Annotated in this window: 19 protein-coding genes; 15 read left to right on the top strand and 4 right to left on the bottom strand. The window is 33.4% G+C overall.

Annotated features, from left to right (window positions below; translation table 11 throughout):
- Window positions 1–4: 4 nt before the first annotated feature.
- Both VOI54_RS14910 and VOI54_RS14905 read right to left on the bottom strand, forming a co-directional pair.
- Window positions 5–1,132, bottom strand: a complete 1,128-nt coding sequence (locus VOI54_RS14910) for a vWA domain-containing protein (protein ID WP_326283777.1) — start codon at window positions 1,130–1,132, stop codon at window positions 5–7.
- 89 nt (window positions 1,133–1,221) lie between these two features.
- Window positions 1,222–1,899, bottom strand: coding sequence for a Crp/Fnr family transcriptional regulator (locus tag VOI54_RS14905; protein WP_326283775.1), 678 nt, complete (start codon window positions 1,897–1,899; stop codon window positions 1,222–1,224).
- Between the two features lie 107 nt (window positions 1,900–2,006).
- Between VOI54_RS14905 and VOI54_RS14900 the strand changes: the two genes are divergently transcribed.
- The 12 genes from VOI54_RS14900 (at window position 2,007) to VOI54_RS14845 (ending at window position 15,880) form a co-directional block, all read left to right on the top strand.
- Window positions 2,007–4,382 carry a heavy metal translocating P-type ATPase gene (locus tag VOI54_RS14900; RefSeq protein WP_326284066.1) on the top strand — a complete coding sequence of 792 codons (2,376 nt, stop codon included), beginning with the start codon at window positions 2,007–2,009 and terminating at the stop codon, window positions 4,380–4,382.
- 76 nt (window positions 4,383–4,458) lie between these two features.
- Window positions 4,459–4,644 (top strand): cbb3-type cytochrome oxidase assembly protein CcoS, encoded by a 186-nt coding sequence (gene ccoS / locus VOI54_RS14895; RefSeq protein WP_326283773.1) that lies wholly within the window; start codon window positions 4,459–4,461, stop codon window positions 4,642–4,644.
- Between the two features lie 10 nt (window positions 4,645–4,654).
- Window positions 4,655–6,844, top strand: coding sequence for a cytochrome-c oxidase, cbb3-type subunit I (gene ccoN, locus VOI54_RS14890; RefSeq protein WP_326283772.1), 2,190 nt, complete (start codon window positions 4,655–4,657; stop codon window positions 6,842–6,844).
- 18 nt (window positions 6,845–6,862) lie between these two features.
- Window positions 6,863–7,051 (top strand): CcoQ/FixQ family Cbb3-type cytochrome c oxidase assembly chaperone, encoded by a 189-nt coding sequence (locus tag VOI54_RS14885; protein WP_326283770.1) that lies wholly within the window; start codon window positions 6,863–6,865, stop codon window positions 7,049–7,051.
- A complete protein-coding gene (locus VOI54_RS14880) occupies window positions 7,048–7,977 on the top strand; it encodes a cbb3-type cytochrome c oxidase N-terminal domain-containing protein (RefSeq protein ID WP_326283768.1) in 930 nt (309 codons plus the stop codon). Before VOI54_RS14885 ends, VOI54_RS14880 begins: the two co-directional genes overlap by 4 nt.
- Before the next feature lie 61 nt (window positions 7,978–8,038).
- On the top strand, window positions 8,039–9,463 hold the full coding sequence (ccoG, locus tag VOI54_RS14875; RefSeq protein WP_326283766.1) for a cytochrome c oxidase accessory protein CcoG: 1,425 nt from the start codon (window positions 8,039–8,041) through the stop codon (window positions 9,461–9,463).
- A 45-nt stretch (window positions 9,464–9,508) separates the two neighbouring features.
- Complete coding sequence (locus VOI54_RS14870) at window positions 9,509–9,955, top strand: FixH family protein (RefSeq protein WP_326283764.1); 447 nt, start codon at window positions 9,509–9,511, stop codon at window positions 9,953–9,955.
- A 1-nt stretch (window position 9,956) separates the two neighbouring features.
- Window positions 9,957–10,658, top strand: a complete 702-nt coding sequence (locus tag VOI54_RS14865; RefSeq protein WP_326283762.1) for a sulfite exporter TauE/SafE family protein — start codon at window positions 9,957–9,959, stop codon at window positions 10,656–10,658.
- Window positions 10,659–10,780: 122 nt separating this feature from the next.
- Window positions 10,781–11,455, top strand: a complete 675-nt coding sequence (locus tag VOI54_RS14860) for a TetR/AcrR family transcriptional regulator (protein WP_326283760.1) — start codon at window positions 10,781–10,783, stop codon at window positions 11,453–11,455.
- A 2-nt stretch (window positions 11,456–11,457) separates the two neighbouring features.
- Window positions 11,458–13,116 carry a peptidase domain-containing ABC transporter gene (locus tag VOI54_RS14855; protein WP_326283758.1) on the top strand — a complete coding sequence of 553 codons (1,659 nt, stop codon included), beginning with the start codon at window positions 11,458–11,460 and terminating at the stop codon, window positions 13,114–13,116.
- An 11-nt stretch (window positions 13,117–13,127) separates the two neighbouring features.
- Window positions 13,128–14,489: an HlyD family secretion protein gene (locus VOI54_RS14850; protein WP_326283756.1), complete on the top strand. Its 1,362-nt coding sequence runs from the start codon at window positions 13,128–13,130 to the stop codon at window positions 14,487–14,489.
- Entirely contained in the window at window positions 14,486–15,880 is a 1,395-nt protein-coding gene (locus VOI54_RS14845; protein ID WP_326283754.1) for a TolC family protein, read from the top strand. The genes VOI54_RS14850 and VOI54_RS14845 overlap by 4 nt, the downstream gene beginning before the upstream one ends.
- A gap of 107 nt (window positions 15,881–15,987) precedes the next feature.
- Here the strand turns inward: VOI54_RS14845 and VOI54_RS14840 are convergent, their stop codons facing one another.
- Both VOI54_RS14840 and hemN read right to left on the bottom strand, forming a co-directional pair.
- Window positions 15,988–16,821, bottom strand: a complete 834-nt coding sequence (locus VOI54_RS14840; protein ID WP_326283752.1) for a universal stress protein — start codon at window positions 16,819–16,821, stop codon at window positions 15,988–15,990.
- A gap of 80 nt (window positions 16,822–16,901) precedes the next feature.
- Window positions 16,902–18,266 carry an oxygen-independent coproporphyrinogen III oxidase gene (gene hemN, locus VOI54_RS14835; RefSeq protein WP_326283750.1) on the bottom strand — a complete coding sequence of 455 codons (1,365 nt, stop codon included), beginning with the start codon at window positions 18,264–18,266 and terminating at the stop codon, window positions 16,902–16,904.
- Between the two features lie 125 nt (window positions 18,267–18,391).
- On the opposite strand from hemN, the gene VOI54_RS14830 reads away from it, so the two are divergent.
- The 3 genes from VOI54_RS14830 to VOI54_RS14820 all read left to right on the top strand — a co-directional run bounded on the left by VOI54_RS14830 (window position 18,392) and on the right by VOI54_RS14820 (window position 21,204).
- On the top strand, window positions 18,392–19,015 hold the full coding sequence (locus tag VOI54_RS14830) for a YceI family protein (RefSeq protein ID WP_326283748.1): 624 nt from the start codon (window positions 18,392–18,394) through the stop codon (window positions 19,013–19,015).
- A 24-nt stretch (window positions 19,016–19,039) separates the two neighbouring features.
- On the top strand, window positions 19,040–19,864 hold the full coding sequence (locus VOI54_RS14825; protein WP_326283746.1) for a hypothetical protein: 825 nt from the start codon (window positions 19,040–19,042) through the stop codon (window positions 19,862–19,864).
- Between the two features lie 167 nt (window positions 19,865–20,031).
- A complete protein-coding gene (locus VOI54_RS14820; RefSeq protein WP_326283744.1) occupies window positions 20,032–21,204 on the top strand; it encodes an LETM1-related biofilm-associated protein in 1,173 nt (390 codons plus the stop codon).
- Window positions 21,205–21,226 lie beyond the last annotated feature (22 nt).

The raw sequence follows: 21,226 nt of genomic DNA, 5'->3' as shown, positions 1-21,226 counted from the left end.
TAAACTACCCCTTAATTCTTTTTTTTCTATTTGTTTCATAATCCTCAAAGATCATTTCTCCCAAGCCTTTAAGTCCTGTATAAAATGCCTTTCCCTGATTGGCATAGGTAAACTCCCTCACAAACTGCATTAAGTAACTATCTTGTGCAATCATAAAAGTAGTTATAGGAATATGTAATCGCCTTGCCTGCTGTGCCATAGCATAGCATTTATTTACAATATGAGCATCCAGCCCCATACTGTTTTTATAATACTGACCATCCGGTAAACGCAAACAACTGGGTTTTCCATCTGTAATCATAAAGATTTGCTTATTGGTATTCTTCTTTCGTCTTAATAAATCCATAGCCAATTGTAAACCTGCTACAGTATTTGTATGGTAAGGCCCTACTTTCAAATAGGGCAAGTCTTTAATTTCTATTTGCCAGGCATCATTGCCAAATACCAAAATATCTAAAGTATCTTTTGGGTATCTTGTAGTTATTAGTTCTGCTAAAGCCATAGCCACTTTTTTGGCCGGTGTAATTCTATCTTCTCCATATAGAATCATACTATGACTTATATCAATCATAAGCACTGTACTCATTTGTGCTTTATGTAAGGTTTCTTCAACCACCAAATTATCCTCAGATAAGGTAAAATCACTAATACCATGACTAATCTGGGCATTCTTTAAACTCTCGGTCATAGACACTTTATCTAAAGCATCTCCAAACTGATAATCTCTAAAATTGCCTGTATGTTCATCCCCAATACCGGGACTTTTACTTTTGTGATTGCCTTGCCCGCTACGTTTAATCTTACCAAAGATGTAGTTTAAGGCCTGCTGTCTTATCGCTCTTTCGGTTTTAGCGGTGATAGCTATATTGCCTTTACCATCCGGATCAATGTCTTCTTGTATATACCCTTTCTTTTTAAGGTCTTCAATAAAATCCTCAATGGTATAATCAGTAGTAGTTAAGACGTATTCTTTATCCAGTTCGCGCAACCATTCTATAGCTTCATCAAAATCACCCGAAGTATAGGTTATTAGTTCTTTAAAAACTTCAAAAATCTTATCAAAGGGAGATTGATATGGCGCTTCATACTGCGAGAATACAAAACCTTTTCTAAGTGATTTATTATGTATCATAGCTTTATAAAAATACTATATTTTTTACAGAAAAATTAAGAAGCTATAATTGGAATTATCTATAGATAAAGAAGATTTACCAATACTGACTATTCAACACGTTTCAAACTGGCTAAATCTTCAATCTTGATATACTTACCTACTGTTGATATAAAACCTTCTTTTTTAAATTGTGAAAGTACTCTAATAGCTGATTCTGTAGCCGTACCCACAATATTAGCATAATCTTCACGTGATAAAAGTACACTCAATGTCCCATCCGGGTTAGTTCCAAAATTTTTATGAATGTAAACCAGAGTTTCTGCTAAACGCTGACGCACCGATTTTTGAGCCATATTAACAATAATATCATCTGAATCTCTTAAATCATGAGCCATGTCCTGCAATACTTCAAAAGAAAATTTAGGGTTGTTATGTAAATCAGCAAATATCTCACTTTTAGGAATAAAGCAAACTTCCATATCATTTAAAGCTGTGGCTTGTAAATTTGAGCTTTCTTCACTTATTAATGAACGTTGTCCCAACAACTGCCCTTTAACTACCATCTTTACAATTTGGTCTTTACCATTTTCACTTAATTTGGACAACTTGCATATACCATCTCTAACGCAATACACTCCATTCAATACTTCACCTTCTTCAAAAATAACTTCTCCCTTTTTAATTTTTTTAGACGTTTTACATCCAGAAATTCGTACTAGCTCTTCTTTTGTGAGAGCCTTCAAAGAGTTAAATTGCTTAATTATACATTGTTCGCACTTGCCCATGGTCATATGTTTGAGTACTGTAAAAATAAATAAAACATGACATATATCATATTAAAATAATCATTAACTTTTCACTTTTGTATTAGGTATAAATGAGCAAATTTTTTATGGAACATCCGTCATGTTTCCACTGTGGACTAGATGCTTCTGAGTCTGGAATTATCTATGATGACAAATCGTTTTGTTGTAATGGTTGTAAAACCGTTTATGAGATATTTTCTATAAACGATTTAACCTGTTATTACGATTTACAAAAAGCTCCCGGAGCTACACCTAAAGAGGTTGAAGGCAAATACAATTTTTTAGATAATGAAAAAATTATTGAAAGTTTATTAGAATTCAATGACGATAAAACCCAAATTGTAACACTTTATATTCCCCACATTCATTGCAGTTCTTGTATATGGATATTGGAGAACTTAAATAAATTAAATGCCTCTGTTTCATCTTCTGTTGTAAACTTTGGTAAGAAAACCGTTAGAATCTCTTATAACAGTGAAAGTCTTTCTTTAAAAACTCTGGTTATATTATTAAGCAAAATAGGCTATGAACCTTTTATTAGTTTAGATGATTACAGCGTTGGCAAAAAAAATATAGACAGATCTCTTATCTATAAATTAGGTGTTGCCGGATTTGCCTTTGGAAACATTATGTTTTTATCTTTTCCCGAGTATTTTCAGGTCAGTGGTTTCTGGATTGAAAAATATGCTCCGGTATTTAGATGGTTAATGTTCTCCTTTTCATTACCCGTAATTTTTTATTGCGCTCAGGATTATTTTATTTCTGCATATAAAGGTTTAAAATCAGGCCTTTTAAATATAGACGTTCCCATTGCATTAGGGGCTTCGGTTTTATTTTTAAGAAGTACTGCTGAAATTGTTTTTAATATTGGAACTGGTTTTTTTGATAGCCTTTCGGGATTAATTTTCTTTTTGTTACTGGGTAAATTCTTTCAACAAAAAACATATAGCTTTCTTTCTTTTGAAAGGGATTATAAATCTTATTTCCCTATTGGAATTACAAAGATCACTCCTGAAGAAAACGAAGAATCCATTCAGGTATATGATATTAAAAAGGGAGACCGATTACTCATCAGAAATGAAGAACTTATTCCTGTAGATTGTATTCTTATTAAAGGTCACGCCAGAATAGATTACAGTTTTGTAACCGGAGAGTCTGAAGCCGTTTCTAAAAAATCAGGTGATAAATTATTTGCCGGAGGCAAACAACTTTATGGCAGCATTGAAGTTGATGTCTTAAAAACTGTGGAACAGAGTTATTTAACGCAACTATGGAGTAATGATGTTTTCAATAAAAATAAAGAAGATGGTTTCACTAATATCACCAATGCCATAAGTAAACGTTTCACTATTGCTATTTTGAGTATAGCTTTAATAGCAACTGCCTACTGGCTTGTTGTTGATAGCTCAAAAGCCCTTAATGTATTTACGGCAGTCCTTATTATTGCATGTCCTTGTGCTATTGCACTAGCAGCTCCATTTACTTTTGGTAACTTATTACGAATTTTTGGAAAGTTAAAATTCTATGCAAAAAATGCCACAGTCATTGAACAACTTGCAGCAATTAATACCATTATTTTTGACAAAACCGGAACTATTACTTCCAATAAAGAAACCAGTATAGAATATAGGGGAACTCATTTATCTCAGAAAGAGGAAAATTTATTAAAAAGCACTCTAAGAAACTCAAACCACCCTTTAAGCAGGTCATTATATGCTATATTAAACAAACATGATATTGTTACTTTAGATAATTACGAGGAGCATGTTGGTAAAGGTATTGAAGCTCAGCACAATCAGGATTCAATTAAAATTGGTTCTGCGCCCTTTGTGGGATTTTCATCTGAGACCGCTGTCTTAAATACTGCTGTTCATATAAGCACCAATAATCAATATAAAGGAAAATTCACCTTTTACAACCAATACAGGGAAGGCCTTTCGAAACTTTTCAATCAATTAAAAAAGAATTATGATTTGGCCATTTTGTCTGGTGATAATGCCGGAGAACAAGAAAACTTAACCAAATTACTTCCTGCAAAAGCTAAATTGTTTTTTAATCAAAAGCCCGAAGATAAATTAGAATACATTAAACATCATCAAAATTCAGGAGCCAAAGTTTTAATGATAGGAGACGGATTAAATGATGCCGGTGCTTTGGCACAAAGTAATGTTGGGGTTGCAATTTCAGAAAATGTAAATATATTTTCGCCTGCTTGTGATGCCATTCTTGATGCTTCAAAATTTAATCAGCTATACAGCTTTATAAGAGCATCAAAATCAGCCATCAAAATTATAAAATGGAGTTTTATATTATCATTAATATATAATTGTATTGGATTATATTTTGCAGTAACTGGTCAATTGGCCCCGGTTATTGCTGCCATATTAATGCCCTTAAGCTCTATTAGTATTGTAATATTTACTACAATAGCAACAAATATTTTGGGTAGAAAATTAAAATAAGCTTGATAAAATATGATAAATGTCATATTTTAGAAAACGGTTTGAAAGTAATTTTGATTCGTAACTTCAATTAGGTATGAGTGTTATATATATATTACTGGCTATTAGCATTATAGTTGCTATTGGCTTTTTTATAGCTTTTATAGTTGCCGTAAAAAGCGGACAATTTGATGATAGCTACACCCCTTCTGTTCGTATGCTTTTTGAAGATGAACTTGTAAAAAATAAACCAAAAAAAACAATACTAACCAAAAAAGATTAATCATTACATTATGGAAATGCAACAGTTTCATTACGATAACAAAATCGTTACTAAGTTCCTCTATGCAACAATAATTTTTGGAATAGTAGGAATGGCAGTAGGCTTATTGCTTGCTTTTATGTTTCTATTCCCAAATCTTACTGATGGTATTTCATGGCTTAGCTTTGGTAGATTAAGGCCACTACATACTAACGCAGTAATTTTTGCTTTTGTAGGGAATGCCATGTTTGCCGGTGTTTATTATTCGCTTCAGCGTTTATTAAAAACACGTATGGCAAGTGACCTTTTAAGTAACATTAACTTTTGGGGATGGCAGCTTATTATTGTAGCCGCAGCTATTACTCTGCCATTAGGAATCACCACATCAAAAGAATATGCTGAATTGGAATGGCCCATTGATATCGCCATAGCACTAATTTGGGTGGTTTTTGGTGTAAATATGATTTGGACGATTTTAAAACGTAGACAACGTCATCTGTATGTAGCCATTTGGTTTTACATTGCCACATTTATTACTGTAGCAGTACTTCACATATTTAACAGTTTAGAGTTACCTGTTAGTGCATTAAAAAGCTATTCGGTATATGCTGGAGTTCAAGATGCTTTGGTACAATGGTGGTACGGGCATAATGCAGTGGCTTTCTTTTTAACTACACCGTTCCTAGGTTTAATGTACTATTTTGTACCAAAAGCAGCTAACAGGCCTGTTTATTCTTACAGACTGTCTATAGTACACTTTTGGTCATTGATCTTTATCTATATCTGGGCAGGCCCTCACCATTTATTATATACAGCCCTACCGGAATGGGCCCAAAACTTAGGTGTTGCTTTCTCAGTAATGCTATTAATGCCGTCTTGGGGAGGTATGATAAACGGGCTTTTAACCTTGCGCGGAGCCTGGGACAAAGTACGTGTTGACCCCGTTTTAAAATTCATGGTGGTCGCTATTACCGGATATGGTATGGCTACTTTTGAAGGCCCAACACTGTCATTAAAAAATGTAAACGCCGTAGCTCATTTTACCGATTGGATTATTGCTCACGTGCATGTTGGTGCTCTGGCCTGGAATGGATTTATGGCATTTGGTATGATATACTATTTAGTACCAAGGTTATTTAAAACAAAACTTTTCTCATTAGCTTTGGCCAACTTACATTTCTGGCTAGGGACTTTAGGTATTATTATATATGCATTACCTATGTATGTTGCCGGATTTACACAATATTCCATGTGGCAGCAATTTAATCCGGATGGGACCTTAGTTTATGGTAACTTCTTAGAAACCGTTACTGAGATTATCCCAATGTACTGGATGCGTGCTATTGGAGGTACTTTATATATTGTAGGGATGTTAATTCTGGTGTACAATGTTGTTGTAACCATTAAGCAAGGTAGTAAGGTTGAAGATGAACTTGCTGAAGCACCTGCATTAGAAAAAGTAACTAACAAACGTACTGCTAATGAAGGTTGGCATACCTGGTTAGAAAGAAGACCTGTTCAGTTAACTATTTTAGCTACTATAGCCATTTTAATTGGAGGCGTTATTCAAATAGTACCGACCATTATGGTAAAATCAAATATTCCTACTATTGCCAGTGTAAAACCATATACTCCTTTAGAGTTGGAAGGTAGAGACATTTACATTCGTGAAGGTTGTGTGGGATGTCATTCTCAAATGATACGTCCATTCAGGCATGAGGTTGAACGTTATGGAGAATATTCAAAAGCAGGAGAATATGTTTATGACCACCCGTTCTTATGGGGTAGTAAACGTACCGGTCCGGACTTACATCGTTTAGGTCAAAAGTACTCAGATAATTGGCACTTTAATCATATGTATGACCCACAAAGTACATCATCCGGTTCAATCATGCCGCGTTATCCTTGGTTAATCACAGGAAAAGGAAGTGAATTGGACAAATCACAAACCGAAGCCAAAATGGAAGCCATGGTTACTTTGGGCGTACCATATTCTGATGAGGATATAACCAATGCACAACAAAGCATGGATGAGCAAGGAGCTCAAATTGAGAAGAATTTATATTCTGACCCTGATTTTGTAAGTGCCTATGAAGCCGATAAAAAATCAGCTGCCGAAAATGGCGAGGATTTTATTGAAATGAAGGATAGAGAGATTGTTGCTCTTATAGCTTATTTGCAGCGGTTAGGAACCGACATTAAAGTTAATTCAGCACAATAACCATCAAAACAAAATAGCATGTTGAAATACATAAAAAATCATATGGAGACCATTTCGGGTATAGAAATATACCCTATTATCTCCTTACTTATCTTTTTTATCTTTTTTGTAGCACTGTTTTGGTGGGTATTTACCGCTAAAAAAGACTATATAAAAACCGTTAGTAATATTCCATTAGACAACCACCAAAACGACGACATATTATGAGAAATTTAGTTCCATCCTGGATTCGAGTTCCAATCGTATTTTTTATCATTTTCGGAGCCGTAGAATTCTTTATCGATTCTGGAGAAAAACCGGCATTTGTAGAATACCCCATGGTCATGCTATTCTTGCTATTGGTGCTTCTTATCTTAATTGCGATTGAAGCTATAATTGGAGCTTTAGAAAACGTGATGCTTCACAAATTAGATGAAGCGGCCAAAGCACGCTTTTTAGCTGAAAAAGAAAGTTCGGTAAAATTTACCTGGTTAAAAGAAACTTATACCAAACTTTTAGGACAGAAACCTATTGAAGAAGAAGGTGAAATCATTTTAGATCACAATTACGATGGCATAAAGGAGTTGGATAACAACTTACCGCCTTGGTGGCTTTATGGTTTTTACATTACGATAATTTTTGGTGCTGTATACCTATTGAGGTACCATGTATTTAGCGGCCCGTCTCAAATAGACGAATTAGAAACAGAATTAGCCGAAGCAAAAATAGCTATTGAGGCCTACAAAAAAACAGCTAAAGATTTAGTAGATGTTAATACGGTAACACAATTAACCGAGGCCTCTGATTTAAGTGCAGGTAAATCTATTTTTGACACTAACTGTGTAGCCTGTCATATGGCTGATGGTGGTGGTGGAATTGGGCCAAATTTAACAGACAAACACTGGATATTAGGTGGTGATATAAAGAGTGTATTTAAAACCGTATCTGAAGGTGGCCGTTCCGGTAAGGGTATGATTGCCTGGAAAACACAATTAAAACCTTTAGAGATTGCACAAGTATCTAGTTATGTGTTAACATTTCAAGGTACTACCCCTGCAAATCCTAAAGCTCCAGAAGGCGATCTAGTGATTGATGAGAGTGTTGAGACGCCTGCTGAAACCGTAACGGATTCAATACAAACAACTACAAACTAAATTAAGGATAGACCTCAGAAAGTTATCACATGACTTTTTGAGGCCTTAAATAAAAAAAGCTTTGGAAACCCCGGAAAACGAAATATTCAGAGATTCTATTGGTACAATTACTGAAGATGGAAAACGGGCCTGGGTATTTCCTAAAAAGCCAAGTGGGAAGTTTTACAAAAATCGTAAGCTGGTAAGCTACATATTACTGGCTATTCTTATTTTGTCGCCCTTTATTAAAGTAAACGGCAATCAGTTTTTAATGTTCAATGTATTGGAACGCCGTTTCAATATTTTTGGATTTCCATTTTGGCCGCAAGACTTTCATTTATTTGTTATTTCAATGCTGATAGGTGTGATATTTATCACCCTTTTCACTGTTGCTTTTGGCAGAATATTTTGTGGATGGATTTGTCCGCAAACCATTTTTATGGAAATGGTTTTCCGTAGAATTGAATATTGGATTGAAGGAGACAGAAACAAACAACGTAAACTGGCAAGGCAAAAATGGGATGCTGAAAAAATAAGAAAAAGAGGATTAAAATTTATAATTTTTGCCATCATTTCTTTTATTATCGCCAATGTGTTTTTAGCCTATTTGATAAGCAGTGATAAACTCATTCAATATATTACTGATGGCCCTTCCAAACATCTTAGCACACTTATATCTCTAACCATCTTTACTGCTGTATTTTATTTTGTATTTGGCTGGTTTAGAGAACAAGTTTGTGTTATTGCCTGTCCTTATGGAAGGTTGCAAGGTGTTCTATTGGATACTAAATCTATAGTTGTTGCTTATGATCACAAACGTGGTGAAGGTGAAAACGGCAGAAAAAAATTCAGAAAAAATGAAGACAGAAATGCCTTGGGTCATGGAGATTGTATTGACTGCATGCAGTGTGTTCATGTCTGCCCTACAGGAATTGACATTAGAAACGGCACCCAATTAGAATGTGTAAACTGTACAGCATGCATTGATGAATGTGATCATATAATGGAAAGTATTAATTTACCAAAAGGGTTAATACGTTACGCTAGTGAAGAAAATATAGAAAAGAAAACACCCTTTAAATTAACAGCGAGAATGAAAGGCTATATAGCCGTTTTAAGCATAATGATTGGTCTGTTAACCGGAATGTTATTTTTAAGAAATGATGTGGAAGCCAATGTTTTGAGACTACCTGGGCAACTATACGAACATAAAGAGAATAATATAATAAGCAATGTATTTACCTATAAACTGGTAAATAAAACATCAAGGGATATTGAAAATGTAACGTTAAAGCTAATATCTCATAAGGGTACTTTAAAATTAGTGGCCACCAGCAATAATTTTGTGGTGCCAAGCCAGGATTTAGCAGAAGGTACTTTATTTGTGGAAATTAATAATTCGTTATTATCCGGAGATAGAAACAAAATAGAGATTGGTGTTTATGAAGGTGATAAATTAATAGAAACTACTACGGCTAATTTTTTAGGCCCTAGAAGTTTTAAATAACTTTAATAATAAAACTCTGGAATATTCAGAATAAAAAAATAAACGATGAAAATAAATTGGGGTACCGGAATTGTGTTGGCATTTATTGGATTTATTTCTTTTATCATGTACTTTGTTATTACTATGAATGTAGACAAAGACTTTGAGCACGAGTTAGTTACTGAAGACTATTATGCCGAAGAGTTAGCTTATCAAGAAGATATTGACAAACTAAACAATGCTAAAATCTTAAAAGAAAATATAAGTTATAAGAAGTCAGACCAGGGGTTAACAATTAAATTCCCTGAATCACTGGATTATAAAAATATTACCGGTAAAGTGTTCCTATATAGACCATCTAACAAACAACTGGACTTTGAAACTGCTATTTCATTGTCTAATCCTTATTTGCTCATACCTGACAAACGTTTGGTAGATGGTCGTTGGAACATTAAAATAGATTGGCAATATAAGGGAAAATCTTATTTATTTAAAGAGCCCATAACGTATTAATATGCTTGTTTCTGCATTTATATTAGGAATATTGGGTAGTTTTCACTGTGTAGGCATGTGCGGACCTATTGCTTTTATGCTTCCTGTAGATCAATCAAACAACCTTAAAAAAGTCTCACAAATTGTGACTTACCACTTTGGAAGGCTTTTATCCTATAGTATTATAGGCTTAATTTTTGGACTCATAGGAAAAAGTCTTTATCTTTTTGGGTTTCAACAACAGCTTTCTATTCTAATTGGAATCGTTTTGATTTTAATTGTTATTATTCCCCAAAAAATATTTAATAAGTATAATGCCTCAAAACCTATTTATAGGGTTATTTCAAAAGTTAAATCTGCTCTAGGTAGTGCCATGAAGAAAAAAACCTTAGACACCTTCCTTACTATTGGTTTTTTAAATGGTTTTTTACCTTGTGGCTTAGTATATATGGCGGTCTTTGCTGCTATAGCCAGAGGAAATGCAATAAGCGGTAGTTTATATATGGCTGTTTTTGGCTTGGGTACTATTCCACTTATGACCACTGCCATTTATTTTAGTCATTTTTTAAAAGGGACAATAAGACAACGTATTCAAAAAATCATACCCGCTTTTATAGTACTTATTGGTATTTTATTTATTATTCGTGGATTAGGCTTAGGAATTCCCTACCTCTCTCCTGCCCCGGTTTTTGACCCTGTTTCCAATAATATTGACTGCCTTTAGAGATCGTTAAACACTTGAATGATGTTTTACAACGTAGCAAGTGTTAAACTTTTATCAAATTAATACATTTACACCTAAAATTAATAGTATTACTATTATATTCGCAAACAAAACTTCCAGTTATGCATAATCTACTTTCAAATTTAAAGATTGCTGTGCCTGATAAAATCTATGTAAAAGACCCGGAGTCTTCTGCTTTAGGGAAACGCATAGTACAACACAGCATTTTATTAATAAATGAGATTGGGTTTGACGCTTTTACCTTTAAAAAACTAGGTATTAAAATAGGGTCTAATGAAAGTTCTGTGTACCGTTATTTTGAAAACAAGCATAAATTACTTTTGTATTTGTCTTCATGGTATTGGGCATGGATCGAGTATCAAATGGTGCTTGAAACCCACAGCATACATGATAATAAAGAAAAATTGGTAAAAGCTATTGAAATTCTTTGCAGAACTACCAAAGAAGACTCTAAATTTTCTCATATTAATGAAGTGGTTTTGAATAGCATTATTATTAATGAAAACTCAAAATCCTTTCTAACCAAAGAAGTAGATCAGGAAAACAAAGATGGTTATTTTGTAATTTACAAAAGAGTGGTTTCCAGATTACGGGACATTATTACAGAAACAACTCCAAAATATGCCTTTGCTTCATCATTAGCAAGTACAATAATTGAAGGGAGTTTACATCAGCACTTTTTAAAGGATCATTTTGCTTCAATGACAGATTGTAATACAGACGTTCAACCATCAGATTTCTTTATTAATTTAACCTTAAATACATTAAAAATTTAATTATGGTAAAATCTACAAAAACCCCATGGCAACGCTTACTAGGTTTACTACAATTAGAGAAAAAAGACATTTTACAGATTTTCTACTATGCTATTTTTTCTGGTATTATTTCATTATCTCTACCATTAGGTATTCAGGCCATTATAAACTTAATACAAGGTGCTCAGGTTTCAACTTCATGGGTAATACTGGTCATTCTTGTAACTGTTGGAGTTGCATTCTCAGGAGCGCTTCAGCTCATGCAATTGCGAATTATTGAAACAGTACAACAACGTATTTTTACCAGGGCGTCTTTTGATTTCAGTTACAGATTCCCTAAAATTAAAATGTCTGAGTTACGCAATTACTACCCACCAGAATTAGCAAACAGGTTTTTTGACACTCTAACTATTCAGAAAAGTTTAGCTAAAATACTAATTGATGTACCAACTGCAATGCTTCAAATTGTATTTGCATTAATTCTCCTTTCGTTTTATCATCCATTTTTTATAGTATTTGGTCTCCTGTTGCTATTACTTATTTCCGTGGTCTTTAAATTTACAGCACAACAAGGGCTTGAAACAAGTTTAAAAGAATCTAAAAACAAATATAAAGTTGCCCATTGGATTCAGGAAATAGCGCGTACTGTTATTAGTTTTAAACTATCCGGAAGTACAAATCTAGGTATTGATAAAAATGACGATTTGGTAAACGGCTACCTAAAAGCCAGGGAAAGTCATTTTAAAGTTTTAATACTTCAGTACTCTCAAATGATAACATTCAAGGTTATTGTGACTGCAAGTTTACTATTAATTGGTGGAGCCTTAGTATTAAATCAAGAAATGAATATTGGTCAGTTTGTTGCAGCAGAAATTATCATTCTTTTAGTCATTGCTTCAGTTGAAAAACTTATTCTAGGTTTAGAACCGTTTTATGACAGTTTAACTTCATTAGAAAAAATAGGCCAAATAATTGATAAAGACCTTGAAAGTCAAGAAGGTGAAGAACCTGTATTTAGTAAAGGTATTCATATTGAATTAAATCATGTAACCTATGAAGTATCAAACAGGGACAAACATATTTTAAAAGATATTTCATTAAATATAGATCCTAAAAGCAGAATTTTAGTAAAAGGGGAAAGTGGTTCCGGAAAATCAACTTTACTTCGCCTTATATCCGGAGTTATTCAAGCTACTTCAGGAAATTTATATGTTAATGATATGTCCATTAGCAGTTTGCATTTAAACTTCTACAGATCGCAATTGGGACTATCATTATCTGATGAAACACCTTTTGAAGGTAGCATAAAAGATAATTTGACTTTTGGAAACTCCCACGTTTCAGATGAAGACATTCATGAGGTACTTAGCCAGGTTGGACTTAAAAACTTTATAAAAGATCAACCCCATGGCTTGAACACTATACTTTATCCTGATGGCAAGCAAATGTCATATACCTTATCTAAAAAAATTGTACTGGCTCGAGCCATTTTAAAATCTCCAAAAGTACTTATTCTGGAAGATGCTCTGGACCGGTTTAATGAGAAAGAGACCAACTCTATTGTTGACTACTTAACCCATAAAGATAGACCATGGGCTCTAATTGTAGTAAGTAGTAATAATACCTGGTCAGATAAATGTAGTGAGATTATAACCCTGGAAAACGGTAGAATTAAAAATTAAAAAGAGAAGTTATGCTAAATATATCACATAACCAACTGAATAAAACCATAGACTTATCCAAATACAAGTCCGGTAAAAATATCATGGATAAAACCTATTATAAATTCTTTAACAGGTTTTTGCTTGCTTTTGCCATAGTCATGTTTATTGTATTATTCTTACCCTGGACTCAAAATATAACCGGTAAGGGTTTAGTAACTACATTAAAGCCAAATCAAAGACCACAACATATTATGTCTCAAATCCCGGGACGTATTGAAGATTGGTATGTCCAGGAAGGTGATTTTGTAAAAAAGGGAGATACTATTCTTAGGATCTCCGAAATAAAAAGTGATTACTTTGATGATAAGCTAGTTGAAAGAACCAATCAGCAGATTGAAGCCAAATCTTCTTCTGTTAATGCTTACGAAGGCAAAGTTCAAGCTTTAAACAGGCAGGTTTCTGCTTTAAAAAACGAGCAACAATTAAAATTAAAACAAACGGAAAACAAGCTGCTTCAATCACACTTGAAAGTAAAGAGCGACAGTATTGATTTAGAAGCTGCAAAAACTAACATAACTATTGCTGAGCGACAATTTAATAGAATTAAAACACTTCAGGAGGAAGGTTTAAAGGCTGTTAAAGATGTAGAAGAAAAACGGTTAAAACTTCAAGAAACTCAGGCTAAGCTAATTTCACAGGAAAATAAATATATAGCCAGTCAAAATGAGGTTTTAAATGCTCAATTGGAACTATCAAGAATAAAAGCTACTTATACTGATAAAATATCAAAAGCCCAAAGTGACATGTATACTGCACAATCAAGTGGTTATGATGCTAAAGCACAGGTTACCAAACTTGAAAATGCAGCTACCAACTATAAGATGCGTAATGATTTGCTTTACGTAACCGCTCCTCAAAGTGGGTATATTAATAAAGTACTTACCGGAGGTATTGGTGTAACGTTTAAAGAAGGCGAAGAATTGGTAGGGATAATGCCTTCACAATATGAGCTGGCTGTTGAAACCTATGTACGTCCAATTGATTTACCTTTGCTACATATAGGGGAAAAAGTACGTGTGCAATTTGATGGATGGCCGGCGATTGTTTTTAGCGGATGGCCAAATGCATCATATGGAACCTATGGTGCTAAGGTAGTTGCTATAGAAAACTTTATTAGTAATAATGGGCGCTATCGTATACTTTTAGCTCCAGATGAGACTGATCATAAATGGCCTGAAGCTATTCGTATTGGTTCAGGAGCAAAAACTATTGCTCTATTAGAAGATGTTCCTATTTGGTTTGAATTATGGCGACAAATTAATAGCTTTCCACCTAATTATTATCAGCCAGATGGCACTGACTCTAAAGTTTCAAAAAAAGATAAAAAATGAGAACTTTTCTATTAAATATCCTGTTGCTAACAAGTTCGTTCCTGTTTGCACAAGATAGTACCTTTGTAATTAGCTTATCAGAATATTTGGGCTATGTTAAATCGTTTCATCCCATAGTAAAACAAGCCAATTTGGTTATCAACGAAAGTGAAGCTAAATTAATGAAAGCCAGAGGTGCATTCGACCCAAAAATTGAGGTAGACTACGACAGAAAAAAATTCAAAAACACTGAATATTATGATAAACTCAATGCTGCTTTTAAAATACCAACATGGTATGGTATAGAGCTCAAAGGAAATTTTGAAGAAAACACCGGAGATTTCCTTAACCCCGAATCCAGTGTTCCTGAAGATGGGCTATACAGTGTTGGTGTTTCCGTATCAGTAGCCCGTGGTTTTTTAACCAATAAACGAATGGCTATGCTTAAACAAGCAAAGCTTTTTGTAAACCAGGCTAAAAATGACAGACAGTTATTAGTAAACAATATTCTTTACCAGGCCACACTTACCTATTTTAATTGGTTGAAAACTTATAATGAAAAGCGCGTTTATGAAGATTTTTTAAACAATGCCCAAGTACGTTTTGATGGTATTAAAAAAGGCTATGAAGTAGGAGATAAACCCGCCATTGATACTTTGGAAGCAAGAATTGCTCTAAACAACAGAAAGTTAAACCTGGAAAAATCACGTATAAAATTTATTAAAACCTCTTTAGAATTATCAAATTACTTATGGTTAAATGAGAATACACCAATAGAAATACAAGAAGGTATCATTCCAAACATATACACCTTTGAAACTATAGATAATACATTGAACACATCAGCATTAGATATTGAAAATTTAAATTTAGAAGAACATCCAAAATTACAATCATTAGATTATAAGTTTCAAAGTCTGAATATTGAAAAGCGCTTAAAACTAAATAACCTTTTACCCAGGGTTGATCTTCAATATAACTTTTTGTCTCAAACGCCTGAAATCTCCAGATCATTCAGTACCTCGGCTTATAAAAGCGGGGTGAATATTAGTGTCCCGCTATTTCTCAGAAAAGAACGCGCTGATTTAAAACTGGCCAAACTTAAAATTCAGGACACAGAGTTTGAAATTCAGTCAACAAGAGTAACATTGAAAAATAAAATTAATGCCATCAACCAGGAACTAGACTCTTATGTATTGCAAACCAATGTCACTAATACTATAGTTGATGATTATTCTAAAATGCTTTCTGCTGAGGAACGCAAGTTCTTTTTAGGGGAAAGTTCTTTATTCTTGGTTAACTCTCGTGAATCAAAACTTATAGATGCAAAACTTAAAGCCATTGACATTGAGAACAGCGCTTTTAAAACTAAAGCCAATCTATTTAATGTTTTGGCAGCATCTGCACTATAAATAAAAGACTGTCTGAAAAGTGGTGTTCTGTATGACTAGATCAAATCATTTTCAGACAGTCTTTTAATTTGAGTTAATCAATAACAGCTTACAACCACATAAACAAGTTATATTTTAAATGTTATTACCGGTAATGTAGAATGATTAGCTACATCCTCCCCTATACTACCTTCAAAGAAATGTGCAAGTCCTTTTTTACCATGAGTTGGTACCGCTATCAAATCTGCTCCTGTTTTATTAGAAAAATTCAAAACGCCATCTTCAACAGTATAATCAGATACATAATGAACATCGTCCATTTTATCTAAGTTTCCATCAGCTTTTGCAAAAAAATTAACCACCTTTTTTTCAATTTCTAACGAACTCTTAAATTTATCATTAGGTAAGTTCACGTAAACCATATAAACTTTAGAATCCATTTTATTAAATAAACTCATTGCATTTAAGTACGATCTAATATTCTCTTCAGAAAAATCGCAAGCTAAAGTAACAACGTCAAAATTCACATTCAATAAATCATTTTTAACTACCAAAACAGGTATTTCTGCATTACGCACTACGCGTTCTGTATTAGACCCCACAAAGAGCTCCTTTAATCCACTAGTACCATGAGACCCCATAATAATAAGGTCTGCATCATTTTTTAAGGCCACATCGTTAACCTCACTAAACACTTTAAAATGTTTAATAATTGGAGTAACATGAACACCTTCTAAATAGTCTTTCTTTAGGAAATCTTTAAATTTTTTCTCTGCAAGTTGAAGAAAATACACAGCCTTTTGATTTTGAAGTCCGTCTGAAGCAGATAACATGATATCTGACATTTCTAACATATGTAGAGCAAGTAATTCGGTATGATACTTTTTAGACAATTTAGCCGCTGTTTTAAGAGCGTATTCTGAATGTTCAGAAAAATCAATTGGTACAATTATTTTTTTCATGATTTTTTAGTTTTGGTTCTGATCTCTCAGGAATAACAACTTGAACAGTTTCATCAATACAATCAATGTTCTTATTCAATTTACACCGTCATTGAAAACAACTTGGTATCCGGTTGTTTTCTTTGCAATAAAACATCAAAAGCCATACAGATATTTCTAACAAATGGCCGTCCCTTTTCTGTAACTTCAACACTACTATCTCCTATAGAAAGTAATCCGTCATTTTCCATTTCCTGCAACTCTATCAGAGCATCCGGAAGCTCTTTAAAATAAAGATTATCAGGAGACCATGATGTTTTAAATTGACACATCAAATTCAAAATGTGTTTTCTTATAATTAAGTCTTCCTTAGACAGAATATGCCCCCTATAAACCGGAATTCTACTGGTTTCCAGCAACTCGTAATAATCTTCAATTTTCTTAACATTTTGTGCAAACCCATACCAACTATCACTAATAGAAGAAACCCCAAGGCCAATCATAGCCTGAGTCTTTGAAGCAGTATACCCCATAAAATTCCTGTGTAGCTTCCCACTGATCATAGATTCATGAAGAGAATCTGTTACTAACGCAAAATGATCCATTCCAATTTCTTCATACCCAACTTCAGCTAGCAATTGCTTTCCTAATTCATATTGTTTTCTTTTTAATGCTGCTGATGGCAAATCAGATTCTTTAAATCCACGCTGCCCATTCCCCTTTATCCATGGTACGTGTGCATAACTATAAAACGCTAGCCTATCAGGCAATAATTCTTTTGTTTTTAAAATAGTTTCTTCTACATGTTCTAAGGTTTGAAATGGCAACCCAAAAATAATGTCATGCCCTACAGAGGTATATCCTATTTCTCTGGCCAGCTCTGTTGCCCGCTTCACATTTTCAAAAGGTTGAATTCTATGAATAGCTTTTTGTACGGTTTCATTATAATCCTGAACACCATAACTTACTCTTCTAAACCCAACATTGTAAAGTGCTTGTAAATGTGCTCTTGTTGTATTATTTGGATGTCCTTCAAAACTGAATTCACAATCTTCTGCTCTCACAGCATCCCTTAATATACCATTTATCAACATTTCCAAATTCTCAGGGCTAAAAAAGGTAGGTGTTCCCCCTCCAAGATGCAACTCTTTGATAAGAGGTTTTTCTTCAAACAACTCTACATATAAGCTCCACTCCTTTAAAACAGCATTGATATATGGAGACTCCACACTATGTTGTTTGGTAATACGTTTGTTACAACCACAAAACGTGCATAAACTTTCACAAAAAGGCAAATGAATATACAGGCTTATTCCCTCTTTAGAATTGCTTTCCTTAAATGACTGTATCAGAGACCGTTTCCATTTCTCCAAAGAAAACGTAGTACTGTCCCAATACGGTACCGTTGGGTAACTGGTATACCGTGGACCAGCAATATTATACTTATTGATTAACGAATTTGACATACCTAACATTTATAGTTCAAAATTATGACTTAAAGGCATTTTAAAATATGACATATGTCATGGGAGATATTTGCAATTGATTTATTAATGCCTTAACTTCGATTAACCAAAAAAAGCAAAAAAAAATGAAAAAACTTAGCATTATATTAATTGCATTAACAATAGGTTTAACATCTTGTAAAAACGAAAAAAAAGAAACTAAAACAGAAGCACCCGCTGAAGACACTTCAATAGAAAAATTTGTTGTAAAGCCTGAAGCAACCTCAGTAAAATGGACCGCTTACAAGACCACAGAAAAATTAGCTGTTGGAGGTGAGTTTTCTGTTATAAAATTTGAGAACAAGGAAGGGGCAACTATACAAGAAGCTCTTAATAACCTAGCCTTTTCAATACCTATTAGCAATTTATTTACTAAAGATGAAGGTAGAGATGCAAAAATAAAAGCTTCTTTTTTCGGGGCTATGCTAGATACTGAGTTTATAAAAGGTACCATAAAACATAACGGTAACTCTGTAGTAGCATCTCTAACCATGAATGGTGTTACTCACGATTTGCCATTGAAAATTTTAATAACTGATGAAAGGCGAATTTCTATGACCGGTACTATGAACCTTAAGGATTGGAACGCATTAGGTGCTCTAGAATCTCTTAATAAGGCTTGTTTTGATTTACATAAAGGGCCAGATGGCGTAAGCAAAACATGGGAAGATGTTGCTATTGAAATTAACACCTACTTACGTAAAAATTAACACCTAACATACTACGCATTAAGAATGAGAGAAATAAAGCTTTCTTTTTTAATTATAAAACTCACGTTTTCTTTTATTCTAAGCGTAACATGTCTGGTTAATGCTCAAGTACCTGAACTCAAAAAGAATATTAATAAAAAAAGTGATTGGGATTTCAGTATAACCCCTTATGGGCTTTTTGCTTTTAACTCAACTGATGTTGGCGGAACGCAAATAAGACAATCTTTTAATGATTTAAATTCCATCACTAATGCCGGGTTTCAATTAGCTGCTCATACCAGGTTTAAACGTTTTCATTTGTTTTTTGACGGTACCTGGGCTAATTTGGGAGACAAAACATCCAATGCCGGATTAAAAATAGATTTAGAAATCATTCAACGTATTTTTGCCTTCAATTTAGGTTATAACGTTTATGAAAACTTCCATTTTAAAGAAAATGAAGTTTTAAAAGGGTGGCGTTTAATTATTGATTTTGGAGCTAAATATTGGAAAAATGATCTCTTTTTAAATTATTCGCTCTCTCATAATGACAATATTTTGCTTAATGGTACTTTAAATCAATTAACTGATTGGTGGGATTTAATGTTGGGAGCTAAGGCAGACCTTCATATTAGCAATAAATTCTCGTTAAATGTGTCTATGGACATCGGTGGTTTTGGTATTGGTAACTCTTCAAAATTCACTTATGATTTTCTTTACTTAAATATGTTTAAAGTTTCAAAACTAATCACTATAAATGCAGGGTTTAGAAATTTTAACTATAAAAGAAGCGACGTCTCTTCTTCTGAAAGTTTAGATACCAATGTTAATGTTTTTGGGCCATTGATTGGAGCTTCCTTTAGACCATAATTAACGTCTATTTATATTAAGAGCCTATACATTTTAATTACATGCAAACAAATAGTTACTGATTTGCCTGGCATTAAATACTATTAGAAAATGTTTAATTCATAGGAATATTTGCAAACTAATCTTATAAACTGTTACATTTACACTTCATTGATTACTTATAAATAATGAACCCATCATCAGCAGGTTGGATAAAAAAACTACTCAAGGAGCTCCCAAAAAACAACGGGTTTTTGGAATATCGTAATGAGGCGTTTTATGACACCTTAAGAGCCTGTGGATTTATTTATGGAAGTAATTTAAATATTGCTGCCCAAATATTTCCAAAAAGTGATTTTACTGAAGAAGAGCTTTGTAAAACCAATTTTATTTTATCATTATTTTACAACTACTCAAAGTCTAAAATTAAGACCTCATTTACAGAAAGTGTTATTAACTTCTACACGGATATCAATGAAATTAAAACCTCTTTTTTTCAAGAACTATTAGGGGGTACAAAATCAAACGAGCAACTTGAAAAAATAATACATAAACGCATTCAGATTGATGCCAATGTACTCACAAAAAACTTCAATTATTTTGTCATAAATGCTCTGCTATATGTAGACGTTTTAGCTTATGATGAGTACCTCAAAAACGAATCTATTAGTATAGATTACTTAAAAAACCTTGAAGCCTCAATTGTAGCCATTACACTTGATGTACTTAATTCCAAAGAAAATAAAAATCAGTATGATGATAGTTTGATAAAGTTGTTTGAGTCTTCTTTACGCTATCATAGTTCTAACAATCTGGATTATAAAAAGGCAATAAAGCTTATAAAAAACAGTCAGGAGAAATATTATATTTTGGATTTAGCATGTATGGCCACATGGAGTGATCAGATGATTGATGTAGAAGAGCAACAATTTTTAGAAAAACTGGGACACGATTTACAATTAGATATTACACGGATACATCAGTCTATTAAAACCGTCAATAAATTCTATACCGTTAACAAAGACAATATTGCACTTTTAAGCTCTAAAAATATTGTACAAAGCTTTTACAATAATTCCAGTAAAATGGTACACAAACTAATTACCAGAAATAGCAAACGTTTGTACAAAGAAATAAAAGACAGTAAGGAGCTCATGGTTCTTATAACACAATCCACCGTAAGGGACCTAACAAAAGAAGAACAAAAAAAGGTACAGGATCAATTGCTAGACATATTTAAATCTATACCTAGTCTTGCTATTTTTTTGTTACCTGGAGGTGCATTACTATTACCTTTAGTAGTTAAATTTATTCCTAAGTTATTACCATCTGCTTTTGATGAAAATAGAATTGAGGAATGAAGATAAAGAAATGATGTTCATA

It is taken from the genome of Alterotamlana spongicola (assembly GCF_035818475.1).
Classification (GTDB): domain Bacteria; phylum Bacteroidota; class Bacteroidia; order Flavobacteriales; family Flavobacteriaceae; genus Cognatitamlana.
This window is presented reverse-complemented; position numbering and strand designations above follow the sequence as displayed.